Raw genomic sequence first — 12,961 nt, forward strand, 5'->3', positions numbered from 1 at the left:
GCTTACTCACTTGATGCGTTTATCAATCTGCGACTGTGGGGTTGCTGCCGCAGCCTGCGCCAGCGCCCGCAAGATTGCCCGACGTGCCAGTTCAATCTTGAAGTCGTTGTCCCCTTGACCTTGTGCGCCGCTCAGTATGTGCTCTGCCACTGCGCCAAACGCCTGGCGATTGGGAACCTGGCCGATCAGCAGCTTTTCCGCAGCCAGCTCGCGCCATGGCTTGTGAGCCACGCCGCCCAGCGCCAGACGCGCCTGGACAATGATCTCATCTTCGATCTGCAGCGCGGCGGCAACCGAGACCAAGGCAAAGGAAAAGGACAGCCGATCACGCAGTTTCAGATAGGTATAATGCGTGGCAAAGCGCTCAGCGGGTAAAGTCACAGCGGTTATTAACTCACCCGGTTGCAGGGTGGTGTCGACATGCGGTCTGTCTTGCGGAAGACGGTGAAAATCGGCAAAAGCGATGGTACGTTTTCCGTCAGGGCCGACCACCTGTATTGTGGCCCGCAATGCCGCCAGCGCCACGCACATATCGGAAGGATGCGTGGCAATGCATTGTTCGCTGGCACCCAGGATTGCATGAATCCGGTTTTTGCCGCCAATGGCGCCACAACCTGAACCGGGCTTGCGTTTATTGCAGGCGACGGCGGTATCGTAGAAATAAAAACAACGGGTGCGCTGTAGCAGGTTGCCGCCGGTGGTGGCAGCGTTGCGCAATTGCGGTGAGGCACCGGCGCTGATGGCGCTGGCCAGTAAGGGATAGCGTTCCTGCACACGGGGATCATGAGCAACTTGACTATTGGTTGTCAAAGCCCCGAGCATCAGGCCGCCATCTTGCGTTTCCTCGATTGATTTGAGGGGTAATCGGGTAACGTCGATCAGGTGGGTTGGCTGCTCAACGTTCTCTTTCATCAGGTCAAGAAGGTTGGTGCCGCCGGCAATGAATTTGCAAGCGCCGTCGCCGGATGCCGCACGCAAGGCCTCGTCGATACTGTTCGCACGAGTGTAGGTAAATGGTGTCATGTGGCACCTTCTTTGGCTTGCATCACTTCCTGGATGGCAGCGACGATATTGGGATAGGTGCCGCAACGGCAAAGGTTGCCGCTCATCAGTTCGCGAATTTCTTCTTTAGTCCTGGCCTGTCCTTCATTGAGCAGGCCAAGGGCAGACAGGATCTGCCCTGATGTACAGTATCCACACTGAAATGCATCGTGTTTCACGAAAGCCTGCTGCAGGGCGTGAAGATTGCCGTCCGTTTCAAGTCCTTCCACCGTGGTGACGGCAGCCCCGTCCTTCATGATGGCAAGCGTCAGACAGGCGTTGACGCGTATCCCGTCAACAAGTACGGTACAGGCCCCGCATTGGCCATGATCGCAACCCTTTTTTGTGCCGGTCAGGCCGATTCTATCTCGCAAGGCATCAAGCAAGGTGACCCAGGGCAATATCTTAAGATGATGTACGATGCCGTTCACCTGCAGCGTGACCGGTATGGCCTGCGGCACAGGCTTCTCCGTATCTGCTATCGAATGGTCAGGATTCACCATGAGCTTCTCCGACAAAAAACGCTTCGGGGAACAATTGACGTGTCATGAAAACGCGCGATGCGTTAATTCATTTGTGATCGCTTTGGTCTGGCGAAAATCCCGAAAGCTAGAAACAATTTAACGCATTAATCTGCAGGGGTAAAGCAAGTACACGACTCGTAACAGACTGCCAGTTCCTGTCACGCCTGTTTCCTGTGTGCATTCAAGTTACAGGTAGAATAACGCTGTTGGCTTGGGGGGGGCGATAGAAGGCGAGCCCATCACAATTGAATTACATAAAATTTAACTATAAAGGAGTCACCATGGATCATCTATTTGCAAAATTCGCGACAGCCATTTCGCATGCCACGGGCAGTCCACTCACTTTCATTGTTTGCGTGGTAGCGGTCGTCCTTTGGGCTATTGCCGGACCCTTTTTTGGTTTTTCCGAGACTTGGCAATTGGTGATCAACACCGGTACGACCATCATCACGTTTCTGATGGTATTTCTGATTCAGAACACACAGAATCGCGACAGCGCTGCGCTGCAAACCAAGCTGGATGAAATTATTCGGTCTTCGGATGCACATGACCAGTTTATGGGCATTGAAACCATGACAGACAAGGAGTTGGAAGAATTACATGAAAAATGTGAGCGAGAGGCCAAGCGCTCGCAAATGATGCTGGAAAAAACCCATGCCGAAAGGCGTACGCGAAAAAGCCGCAAGCACTAGCGCTGTCTCGCCAGTGATACTTAGAGTACGTGCGCAGTACACCTGGCAATTCCGCATACCAGACACAGAATGGCAGAAAATAGTAAGAATTGAAATAGAAAATGAATGAATTGATCTGGTTACGGTTCTCTTGACGTCAAGCGCTACGCGGTCTTACCATGAATACTCTGTCTGACAAACCTAAATCTAAGGAGACTGGTATGAGTACAGCAAGCGAACTGCTGCACCAGTGGCCGCAAGAGTCCAGAGAAGCGACCCAACTGGTTATTGATAAATACGGCCAGCCGCAGGAAGCAACGGAGACGACATTCGTATGGCATCACCCGGGCCCCTGGAAGCGGATCGTCGCAAGCAGGACTTTTTATCATCATAATTTTCCGGCGCCACATATCGATTGCATCGAATCTGTTATTGACTATCAAGTCCCGGTAGAAAAATTTGACGAGCTGGCTTTATTTGATGGCAGTGTCGTTGTTGAAAGAACTGCCGGAGAAGTGTCTGCGCGCTGTCATGACGAACAGGCGAATCTGTTAGCGCTCAACTTAATGCATGATATTGTGACCGGCCAGAAAAATGTAGAACAGGCCAGGGCATATTATGGCAAGGAATTTCTGGACTATCGCCGGAAAAAGCCCACCCCGTACATGGAAAAATTAAGGTTTGAGCCAAACCGGGAAAACGCCATGGATCCGGATGAAGCGATACTGTCCGAAAACGATCTTGAGCGCGCAGTAAAAGAAGGCGAGCAGGGCGGCGGGTGAGGCCGCTGGCATAGTAGAGAGACAAGGTAGAGAGGCAAAGAATACGAGGTTGTAGTCCGCGCCAGTTACCGATTAGTCAAGTCTTGAAATCTGCTGACTGCACTCATCATTTGCTGCTGTAAGCGAGTAACAATGCAGGCGACGGACTCAATCGAACGCGCGAAACCGACCGCTGGTCCCATTGACAGCATACCTTCCTCGTATTCGCCCTGCTCGTATGCCAGTGTTTTTGTACGCACACCACTGATTAACTCCCCGAATTCAGCGTACTCACGTGCGCCAGCCTGCTCCATTGACGCAACCTTGCGGGCATTATTATTGTTTATGACTCGCCAGCTGTCGCCCAAGGATCCAAGAACGGTGCAGGTGCCATGTTGGTCGGTGGCCGCTACGCGTTGTTTATATGCCTGGTGTGCGGGTGTTCACGCGCGAGCGTGAAAATACTGCCCATGACCACGGCATCGGCGCCCAAGGCAAGCGCAGCAGCGATCTGCCGCCCGTGACCAATGCCGCCGCCCAATGCCAGCGGGATGTGCAGATGCTCAAGCGCATACGCGCCATTTAAAAAAGTGGGCAACTGGTTGCTGCCGGGATGACCGCCTTCTTCCATGCCAACCAGGGTTACCGCATCCACGCCGAGATTCTGCGCGGCAACGGCGTGCCGCACATGAGCACATTTATGAATTACGATCGCATTGGTTTGCCGCAACTGTGGCAATAACGAAGTTGGTGGCAGACCGGCAGTCTCGAAAATGCGCACACCTTCCTCAAGAGCAATGTGCAAGCGCTCAAGCACGATGTTATTGTTCTGCATACGACGCGATAGCGTCAGATTAACGCCAAAGGGCATGCCGCCAGTCAGGTGATGACATGTCTGCAGTTCCTGTCGGAATTGTTCATTGGAATTCGCACTGCGCGCCGTGATGAAACCCATGCCTCCGGCCCTGACCATTGCGGCGACCAGGTGAGCATCGGAAAGCCACATCATGCCGCCCAGAAGTAGAGGCCATCGGGTGCCGAGCAGTTGGGTTATGCGCGTCGGATACTCATTCGGAATATCCGCATTGCGATGACAAATGGCAATATCGGCTGCGCCGTCCGCTGCTGCATTTATGTTCATATATCTTTTCCCAATAACAGAACAGGATGCAACTCCCGGGCCAACTGATTGATTAGAGGGCCGACTTCCTCAAGCATGAGCGTGGTCGGTAGCAGGGAGCTGGGGCCACCGCAACTGACTACAAGCCGTTCGCCATCGGGAAGCTTGATCCCCGAGGCCACGGTATTGATCTGATATTTGGGTCGCTCGTGATAAACAAAGCCGCGATCTGGATAGCGCGCCAACGCTTGTTTCATTGCCTTTACTTCGGTGGTGTCTTCCAGTTTGCCATTGCTTTGGGCTTCTGCGAGCAATTGGTCACGTACCTCTGGATTGCAGTTTGCTAGATATGCCCAGCCAATCGCGCTGTGAAATAAGGGGATGCGTGAACCTACCCGCAGATTCATTAACAGCGGTGAATTTCCCTGACAGCGCAGCAGATAGACAATACTGTTGCCCTCCCGGCGCCCCAGGGCCACGGCCACTTGATAGCGGTCGGCAATCGCCTGCAACATGGGACGGACGACTTCAAGGGCATCCTGACCCGCCAAGCTGCCGCACCCAACGCGATCGCCGCTGTGCCCAATTGCAACTTGTCTTTGCCCGGCACGTTGGACAGAAAGCCCGTTTTTTGCAAGGTATAGCACAGTCGCCATACAGTGGGTTGCGCTAATCCCGTCATTTGGGCAATGTCAGTCGTCCCCAGCGTTCTTTGCTCCGCATCAAAGCATTGCAATATTTCCAGGCCGCGCGCCAGCGCTGTGACGAACTGCCGGTCAGGCGCGTCGGACGTCATGGCATTTACATCATCTTTTGGATTGGGGCGTCTTGACATAAATATCCTCTTTCATTATGATAATTCAATTAGCAAATTAACAATTCGCACTGCAAATTATAATGAAAATGAAGGAAGACATCAATACTCATTTGGCAACGCTTCAAATAAACGGGTCCGTATCGTGGCCGGGTAACTGTTATTGGGGGCCTTCCGCGGTACGGCAAATAATCGAGGCTGCAGGTTCCAGGCTGTGTCGCCCGCTAGTCATAACCGATCCGGGTGCATGGCATGCCAGTAACGCCGTTGTGCGAGCGGCGCTTGCCACTAGATCGACACAGGATTGGCTGATGTTCGATGGGGTGGTGACCAACCCATCATTGGCTGAGGTACGGAAAGCATTGCGAATGGCCCGGTATTCCGGATGTGACAGCATTATCGCTGTGGGCGGGGGCAGTGTTATTGACGTGGCCAAAGTCGTGTACGGATGTCTTTGCAGTGGGCTGGAGCCTGAAGAGCTGGCCGCAGCTCACGGTCGGGCATGGCTTGACGACCTGTCCAGCTTGATGCGCCGTTATTGCTTGCCATTCCCACCACATCTGGCACGGGTAGCGAGAGTAGCTCAGCGGCGCTAATTCAGGGCGATGATGGACGCAAGCAGTTGTATCGCTCTTTGCGAACCCGCCCTGCATTGATCGCGTTACAACCTGATCTTACCTTAAAGCTGCCAATGCGTCCGACTGCGCAAGGCGGGTTTGATGCGTTGCTGCATGCACTGGGTGCGCTGGTCAATAAGGATTTCAATCCGATTGGTAAAGCCATTGCCTTGCAGGCCCTGCGCTGCTGCATGCAAGCACTACCGTTGGTACTCAGCAAACCGGATAATCTCGCAGCTCGTACCCAGATGCAGTTGGGAGCCTATCTTGCTGGTGTAGCAATCGGCATCTGCAAAGTAGATGCCGTGCATGCCATGTGTACACCACTGGAGGCGGTCGTAGATATGGCGCATGCCGAAGTACTGGCTCCGGTCTTTCGCGTAGTATCGCGCTACACCGTGCAGACGCATGCTGGTGTTTACGCCAATACTGCCCGGCAGTTGAATATCGCCGGCACGGGCAATGATTACCGCGATGCGCTGGCGCTGATCGAACGCGTGGAAGAGTTGGCGCGACAGGCAAATATCTCGTTGTATCTGGCCAATCTGCAATTGACAGAACAGCAAGCCGGGCAGCTGGCGACCCAGGCGCTGCAAAGCGCGTCCATGTCGCTTAACCCGCGCAGTCTCTCTTACGAAGAAATCAGCTCACTGTACCTGCAAATGGTCAATTAAGGATCCAGTCATGAATGTTATTGATTCCAAACCATACGAAATGCTTATTGGCGGGCGCTGGCAAGCCGGCCGGGAAGGGCTGGCTTTTGATACCCTGAACCCGGCCACGGCAAAACCATTGGCCCAGGTACACCAGGCCCACGCAACGGATGTGGACGCTGCAGTACAGGCTGCTCACGCTGCATTTGAGAATGGTTGGGGCAGGACCACGCCCGCCGAGCGCGGCCGATTGTTGAGACGGTTGGCGGTGCTGTTTGAGCGTGATCGGGAAAAGCTTGCGTGGATAGAGACACTGAATGTTGGCAAGCCCATTACGCATTCGCGCGAATCGCTCAAGGCCATGCCGTCTTCATTGGAGTATTTTGCGGGCATGATTGCTGCGGTGCGTGGCGAGACCATCGCCGTGGGCAACAGCGATGTTCTCAATTACACCATCCGGGAGCCGCTGGGCGTGTGTGCACTGATTATGCCGTGGAACTACCCGATGACGTTGACGATCAATAAATTAGGGCCGGCGCTGGCAGCCGGCAATACCATCGTGCTCAAGCCGTCTGAAGTCACGCCACTGTCGACCCTGGCGCTGGCGCGGCTGTTCGAGGAAGCGGGTTTCCCGCCTGGCGTTGTCAATGTTGTCAATGGCCCGGGCGCGACTGTGGGTGAGCAGCTAGTCACGCATCCGCTAGTCTCGCGAGTGTCCTTCACCGGTGGCACGGTAACCGGTGCGCGCATTCTTGCTACCACCGCAGGCGAGCTCAAGCGGGTCACGCTGGAATTGGGTGGCAAGTCGCCGCTGATCGTGTTCGACGATGCCTCGCTGGACAAGGCTGTTGCAGTTGCCGCGGGAGACATCATAAAAAATTCCGGTCAGGTATGCATTGCCTGCACACGCATACTCGTGCAGGAAACGGTGCATGACGATTTTCTTGATCGTCTGCAACAGCGCCTGAAAACAGTGCGGGTTGGAGCACCTGAGGCTGTCGGTACGGAAATGGGCCACTGGTCAGTGCAGCGCAAAAGCAGCGCGTTGAACAATACATTCAGATCGCCACAGAAGAGGGCGCCAGGCCCGCTTGCTTCGGTGAGCTTGTCCAGGACCAGAGCACGGCGTCGGGATTTTTTGTGCCGCCCACACTGCTGCTGCAATCGAGCGCGCAAATGCAATCGGCACAGGATGAAATCTTCGGGCCGGTGCAGTCTGTCATCCGTTTCAGGGACGAAGACGATGCCTTGCGCATTGCCAATCACTCCCGCTATGGGCTGGCCGCTGTGGTGTTCACGCGCGATGGCGGACGTGCCTTGAGAATGGCCAGAGGCCTGCAAGCGGGAAGTGTGGCCATTAATACGGGCGTGCGCACGTCATTTGATGCGCCTTTTGGCGGCTATAAGCTCTCCGGCATCGGCAAGGAGCGAGGACTGGAAGCCATTTATGAAAACACGCAGTTAAAAAACGTCAAATATGACATGAGTGTTTGAGCAATTAATAATCCAAGGAGGATGTGATGAAATTATTTATGAAAGTGGCATTGGGAGTTGCTGCATGTTCACTGGCTACCAGCGCGATGGCAGAGTGGCCGGAACGGCCCGTGCGCATGGTCATTGGCTTTGCCCCGGGAGGCGCATCGGATATCGCATTTAAGATGGTGCAGGATGTGTTGGCAGAAAAGCTGGGCCAGCCTGTGGTGCCCGATTATAAGGCTGGTGCTAACGGCAACATCGCCAATAACGCAGTCGCGACGGCAGCACCAGATGGATACACAGCCCTGTGGGCCAACGTGGGTCCCCTTGCAGTCAATACCTATTTGTACAAGAACGTCAAAACAGATCCGGGCGAAGTCTTTGCGCCAGTGACGCAATTGACAGATTCACCGCTGATTGTTGTCGTGCCCAAAAACTCGCCCTATAAAACCATGCAGGATTTGATTGTCGGCATCAGGAAAGATCAGGAAAAGCTGACATTCGGTTCGGCAGGCCAGGGTAGCTCCATGCATATTGCCGGGACTTCACTGGCACTGGCGCTGGACGCGAAGCTGACTCACGTGCCATACAAGGGTAGTGCGCCTGCGCTGCAGGATTTGATTGCGGGCAGGCTGAGCTTTATGGTCGATAGCCGCTCAACCACCGCGCCCTTTATCGAGAATGGCTCTTTGCGCGCACTGGCCATCAGCAGCAGCAAGCGTGCGCCGGATGTGCCGATATACCGACAGTGGCCGAGTCGGGTGTGCCTGGCTTTAACGTCACAACATGGCAAGCCGTCGTGATGCCCAAAGGTACGCCCCAGCCCATTATCGATAAATTTTCCAAGGCACTGCGCGAAACCCTGCAAACCCCCGTGGTGCGCGAGCGGTTTGCCCGCGTGTATACACCGTTAGTCGGCAGTACGCCGCAGGAATTTGACCGATTCTGGGCCAACGAACGTGCCGAGGCCAAAACACTGGTGGAAAAGGCCAAGTTACAAATTGAATGAGAGTGACATGATCACAATTGAAAACAGACTTTGGATGGGAAATTAAAATATGGATCTGGGATTGAAAGACAGCACCGCTTTGATAACGGGCGGGGCCGGCACACTGGGCCTGGCAATGGCAACGCGTTTTTTGCAAGAGGGTTGCAATGTCGTGGTATGTGATGCCAGCCAGGCGTCCATTGACAAGGCCTGCGAACAGTTTGCTGCCTTCGAAGGGCGTGTGCTTGGCGTACTTGCAGATGTCACGGACAAGCATGCGGTGGCACAGGCTGTGCAACATGCTGTGGATAAATGGAAAAAAATTGATGTGCTGGTCAATAATGCCGGATTTGCACGGGATCGCTATCTGACCAAAATGTCCGAAGAAGACTGGCATGCGGTCCTGGACGTGACGTTGCAGGGCGCTTTCCATTGCACCCGTGCCGTACTCCCGATGATGATGGAAAACCGATATGGTCGCGTCATTAACATTGCCTCGCGTGCGCACCTGGGCAATCCCGGGCAGACCAATTATTCTGCAGCAAAAGCCGGATTGATCGGCTTCACTCGTTCGCTGGCGCTGGAGTCGGGAAAATTCGGCATTACGGCAAACGCCGTGGCACCGGGGGTTATCTCTACGCCACGCATGCAACAACGGCCCGACTATCAGGAATTGACCGAGCGCGCCAAATCCAATACGCCGGTCGCTCGTCTGGGCGACCCGGCCGATGTGGCTGCAACCGTCGCTTTTCTGGCTTCCCGTCTGGCTGGGTTCACCACTGGCGAAACCGTCCATGTGACGGGGGGACGTTACGCATGAGCACATCATTCGATTTGAACGAGCACTTGAACCGTCGCCTTTATTTCGACGATATTGAGGAGGGTCAAAGCTGGATCAGTCCGCGTCGCACAGTGACCGAAGCAGATGTGGTTCAGTTTGCCGGCATCTCGGGTGATTTCAATGCCCTGCATACGGACGCCGTTTTTGCGCAAGCGCATCCTTTTGGGCAGCGCGCAGCTCACGGCATGCTCACGCTGGCCATCGCTTCGGGGCTGACTACGCGCATGCCAGTTTACCGGCTGATGGATGGTGCCCGGTACGCACTGGTGGAACTGCGATGCCAATGGCGCAAGCCGGTGTTTATCGGCGATACGATTTATGTGGAGCTTCGCATCGGCAAAAAAAAGTTATCGCAAAAGCGGCCAGGAACCGGCAGGGTTCTGATGCATCGCATTATTAAAAATCAGCATGATGAGGTTGTGGCCGACACCGAATGGACGACGCTCATGACATGCAGAAAGGAGGACGCATGAACGCAGGCGTATCACAGTTGAAAACCGGGCCGTTGCAGTCGGGTACCGCTTTTGACAGCTTGGCCGGCCTGATACGGCCCAGGTCCGTCATGATTGTCGGCGCATCCACCACCTCAGGCACCCTGGGTCACACCACAGTGCAAAATCTGATTGAACACTCAGACTTCAATGGGCAGGTGTTCCTGGTCAATCCTCGGGGCGGACAGTGGCAGGACCGACCCTTGTATACGTCAATCGACGACGTACCTGCACAGGAAATTGACGTGGCACTGTTGCTGGTTCCGGCAAATTCGGCGCTTGCGACATTGGAGGCATGCGCCGCTAAAGGCGTACGCTACGCTATTGTGTTTACCGGCGGTTTTGCAGAACTGGGCGAAACGGGACGCCAGGCCGAACAGCAAATGCTGGCGCTTGCGGCGCGTACCGGGATGCGACTGTATGGCCCCAATTGCGCCGGCATGACAATGTTGTCGCCACGTCTGGGTCTGACCTTTTCTACTGAGTTTCGTAATGACGGTCGCAATAATAAACTCTCGCGTATTGGTTTGGTCACACAAGGTGGTGGTCTTGGCCGGTCATTGATGCAGGGTAATGAGCGCGGAGTATGTTTTTCCCGTTGGTTTTCGACCGGTAATGAGCTTGATCTGGATAATGCTGACTTTATCCAATGGCTGGCGCAGGACCCTGGAACGGACATTATTTGCACTGTGATCGAAGGTATTAAGGACGGAGAGCGTTTTGTTGCTGCTGCACAGGCAGCGAGCCGGGCAGGCAAACCGCTCATTGCCCTGAAAGTTGGTCGTTCCGATTTTGGCAAGAGGGCGGCGCAATCGCATACCGCCTCTCTGGCTGGCGATGATGTCGTTAATGATGCGGTGTTCTCCCAATATGGCGTCATCCGCGTCGACGACCTGGATGAAATGCTCGATGTGGCAAGTCTGCTCTCGCGTGTAGGTGTTCAGTTCCTGAGGCGTCTTTGTGTGTATTCATCGTCAGGTGGAGCAGGAGTGCTGTCGGCAGACAAAGTGGGTGAGGCCGGACTGACAATGGCGTCCCTTGCAGAGGAGACCGTGGCGGAAATGGCGAAACATGCGCCATCCTATGCTGCCCTGACCAATCCCGTTGACTTGACGACCAAGGCACTGGTTGATCCGCAGCTTGCCAGCAAATGCTTGTTACCCCTTTTCAATGATGTCGAAGTGGATGCCGTGCTGTACCCGATTACGTCCAACTATGCCGCCAGCACGGAAGGCATGGTGCGCAATATGCTTGAAGTGGCAAAACAGGCAAAGAAAGCTTTTGTGCCCGTCTGGATGAGTAGCCGGCGTGGACCGGCACATGAATTATTGGTAGCCGAAGGCTTTGCGCCTGTCTATAGTCTGCGCAATGCCATGCAGGCACTTAAGCGCATCAACTGGTATGCAGAGTGGAGAGCGCGCAATCGCGATCGTGGCGCCAAATCAGCAGATTTTTCTGGAAATGTTTCTGTAGCACAATTGCCCAGCAACGAAGCGCAAGCCAAAACTCTGTTAATGCAGTATGGAGTACGCTCTCCAAAGGAGTCGCAGGTTCAGACTGCAGATGAGGCAGCCATGCAGGCCCAAGCTATTGGTTTTCCGGTAGCCCTGAAATTGGTGGCTGATGGCGTGCTGCATAAAAGCGAAATTGGGGGAGTGCAATTGAACTTGTGGAATGAGGCGCAAGTGCGTCAGGCTTTTGCGCAAATCATGACTGCAGCGCGTGCTAACGGCGTAGCAGACGATAATATTCGCGGGGTTCTTGTCTCCGAGATGATCACCGATGGCGTGGAGATGTTGGTTGGAGTTCACCGTGATGTAGTATTCGGACCGATTCTGAGCATTGGTGCGGGTGGTGTATGGGTGGAGGTCGAGGCCGATGTTGCGCGTTGTCGTTTACCCGCTGATCGTACTCTGCTGGAAGATATCCTAGATTCTACGCGGATAGCGCGACGTTTGGCCAGTTACCGTGGTCTGCCTGCACGAGATCGATCCGCGCTACTGGATGCCGTGCAAAACCTTGTTGCGTTGTTTCTAAGCCTGGGAGATCAGGCACAGTCGCTTGAGGTCAATCCACTGGTAGTACTGAATAACGGCCACGGCATTGTCGCGCTGGATGCGGTGATTGAATAATACATTCTTTCCCGCATCTGTTTTCGGTTGGTGCGAGGCGTACATATGTGGGAACACAATTGCTTAACGAAGGAGTTTCTCGATGCTTAACAGTCAAATTGGTGGCGGCGACGCCCATTCTATTTCGGTCCGTGGCCATGATCTGGTCAATGATCTTTTCAATCGTGATTTTATTGATGTTCTTGCACTGGAACTGCTGGGGCAATTCCCAACGCCTGAACTCAAACGCATGCTCAATCTGTTTTTGGTGAGTGCGACGGATCATGGCCTGACCCCTAGCGCACTGTCGGCACGCCTGACTTTGCATGGTGCGCCCGAGTCCATGCAAGGGGCGCTGGCAGCTGGGCTTTTGGGCGCCGGTTCACGTTTTCTGGGCGTGATTGAATATTCAGCACGTTTTTTGCGTGATGCGCTACCGCAGCAAGAAAGTTATACCGACGAGGAACTGCGGCAGTTTGCAGAGGAATGCGTAACGGTCAATAGGGCGGCCAAACGCAAAATTCCTGGTGTGGGGCACCCCATCCACGTAGACGGCGATCCCCGGTGCCAAAGGATGTTTGAGATTGCCAGGGACTGCGGCTTTTACGGCAACTATTCGCGCTTTGCTGTTGAGCTGGCTGCCGCTGCCGCGCGCCAGTCGGGGCGTAAAATTCCCCTTAACGCTACGGGTGCGAAAGGTGCGATTGTTCTGGATATGGGATTAACACCTGAATTGGGCAAGGCACTTACGATGATTGGACGTTCTGTAGGCCTTATGGCTCACATTATCGAAGAGCAGCAAAATCCTATCGGACAAAAGGTCTGGGACATGGCTTCTGGCGCATAGGAGCGG

13 protein-coding genes and 2 pseudogenes are annotated in these 12,961 nt (G+C 54.4%); 10 read left to right on the forward strand and 5 right to left on the reverse strand.

Going from position 1 to position 12,961, the window contains the following annotated elements; translation table 11 throughout:
- Nucleotides 1–6: 6 nt before the first annotated feature.
- Entirely contained in the window at nucleotides 7–1,023 is a 1,017-nt protein-coding gene (locus tag TKWG_RS07120; RefSeq protein ID WP_014750202.1) for an FAD binding domain-containing protein, read from the reverse strand.
- Nucleotides 1,020–1,544 carry a (2Fe-2S)-binding protein gene (locus TKWG_RS07125; RefSeq protein ID WP_014750203.1) on the reverse strand — a complete coding sequence of 175 codons (525 nt, stop codon included), beginning with the start codon at nucleotides 1,542–1,544 and terminating at the stop codon, nucleotides 1,020–1,022. Before TKWG_RS07125 ends, TKWG_RS07120 begins: the two co-directional genes overlap by 4 nt.
- Nucleotides 1,545–1,846: 302 nt before the next feature.
- Between TKWG_RS07125 and TKWG_RS07130 the strand changes: the two genes are divergently transcribed.
- Nucleotides 1,847–2,257: a low affinity iron permease family protein gene (locus TKWG_RS07130; RefSeq protein WP_014750204.1), complete on the forward strand. Its 411-nt coding sequence runs from the start codon at nucleotides 1,847–1,849 to the stop codon at nucleotides 2,255–2,257.
- 200 nt (nucleotides 2,258–2,457) lie between these two features.
- Nucleotides 2,458–3,018, forward strand: a complete 561-nt coding sequence (locus tag TKWG_RS07135) for a hypothetical protein (protein ID WP_014750205.1) — start codon at nucleotides 2,458–2,460, stop codon at nucleotides 3,016–3,018.
- A gap of 388 nt (nucleotides 3,019–3,406) precedes the next feature.
- Here TKWG_RS07135 and TKWG_RS07140 read toward each other — a convergent pair whose 3' ends face one another.
- The 3 genes from TKWG_RS07140 to TKWG_RS26990 are packed head-to-tail and all read right to left on the reverse strand — an operon-like array spanning nucleotide 3,407 to nucleotide 4,952.
- Nucleotides 3,407–4,138, reverse strand: a complete 732-nt coding sequence (locus TKWG_RS07140) for an NAD(P)H-dependent flavin oxidoreductase (protein ID WP_238534330.1) — start codon at nucleotides 4,136–4,138, stop codon at nucleotides 3,407–3,409.
- The gene (locus TKWG_RS23580) at nucleotides 4,135–4,632 is read right to left on the reverse strand and encodes an IclR family transcriptional regulator domain-containing protein (RefSeq protein ID WP_407636899.1); all 498 of its coding nucleotides are present in this window, start codon (nucleotides 4,630–4,632) and stop codon (nucleotides 4,135–4,137) included. The genes TKWG_RS07140 and TKWG_RS23580 overlap by 4 nt, the downstream gene beginning before the upstream one ends.
- Nucleotides 4,524–4,952: a helix-turn-helix domain-containing protein gene (locus TKWG_RS26990; protein ID WP_148274496.1), complete on the reverse strand. Its 429-nt coding sequence runs from the start codon at nucleotides 4,950–4,952 to the stop codon at nucleotides 4,524–4,526. Before TKWG_RS26990 ends, TKWG_RS23580 begins: the two co-directional genes overlap by 109 nt.
- 68 nt (nucleotides 4,953–5,020) lie before the next feature.
- Here TKWG_RS26990 and TKWG_RS25895 point away from each other — a divergent pair, with 68 nt between their 5' ends.
- The 8 genes and pseudogenes from TKWG_RS25895 (at nucleotide 5,021) to TKWG_RS07180 (ending at nucleotide 12,955) form a co-directional block, all read left to right on the forward strand.
- Nucleotides 5,021–5,527 carry an iron-containing alcohol dehydrogenase gene (locus TKWG_RS25895; RefSeq protein ID WP_264300302.1) on the forward strand — a complete coding sequence of 169 codons (507 nt, stop codon included), beginning with the start codon at nucleotides 5,021–5,023 and terminating at the stop codon, nucleotides 5,525–5,527.
- A 95-nt stretch (nucleotides 5,528–5,622) separates the two neighbouring features.
- Nucleotides 5,623–6,222 carry a dehydroquinate synthase/iron-containing alcohol dehydrogenase family protein gene (locus TKWG_RS25900; protein ID WP_050981563.1) on the forward strand — a complete coding sequence of 200 codons (600 nt, stop codon included), beginning with the start codon at nucleotides 5,623–5,625 and terminating at the stop codon, nucleotides 6,220–6,222.
- Nucleotides 6,223–6,262: 40 nt separating this feature from the next.
- Nucleotides 6,263–7,695 (forward strand): annotated as a pseudogene (locus tag TKWG_RS07155) (aldehyde dehydrogenase family protein).
- A gap of 164 nt (nucleotides 7,696–7,859) precedes the next feature.
- Nucleotides 7,860–8,686, forward strand: a pseudogene (locus TKWG_RS07160) (Bug family tripartite tricarboxylate transporter substrate binding protein).
- A gap of 49 nt (nucleotides 8,687–8,735) precedes the next feature.
- Nucleotides 8,736–9,485, forward strand: a complete 750-nt coding sequence (gene fabG / locus TKWG_RS07165) for a 3-oxoacyl-ACP reductase FabG (protein ID WP_014750207.1) — start codon at nucleotides 8,736–8,738, stop codon at nucleotides 9,483–9,485.
- A complete protein-coding gene (locus tag TKWG_RS07170) occupies nucleotides 9,482–9,979 on the forward strand; it encodes a MaoC family dehydratase (RefSeq protein WP_014750208.1) in 498 nt (165 codons plus the stop codon). Before fabG ends, TKWG_RS07170 begins: the two co-directional genes overlap by 4 nt.
- Nucleotides 9,976–12,129 carry an acetate--CoA ligase family protein gene (locus TKWG_RS07175; RefSeq protein ID WP_014750209.1) on the forward strand — a complete coding sequence of 718 codons (2,154 nt, stop codon included), beginning with the start codon at nucleotides 9,976–9,978 and terminating at the stop codon, nucleotides 12,127–12,129. Before TKWG_RS07170 ends, TKWG_RS07175 begins: the two co-directional genes overlap by 4 nt.
- 82 nt (nucleotides 12,130–12,211) lie before the next feature.
- Nucleotides 12,212–12,955, forward strand: coding sequence for a citryl-CoA lyase (locus TKWG_RS07180; RefSeq protein ID WP_014750210.1), 744 nt, complete (start codon nucleotides 12,212–12,214; stop codon nucleotides 12,953–12,955).
- The last annotated feature ends 6 nt before the right edge of the window (nucleotides 12,956–12,961 follow it).

This window comes from Advenella kashmirensis WT001 (genome assembly GCF_000219915.2).
Lineage (GTDB): Bacteria > Pseudomonadota > Gammaproteobacteria > Burkholderiales > Burkholderiaceae_B > Advenella > Advenella kashmirensis.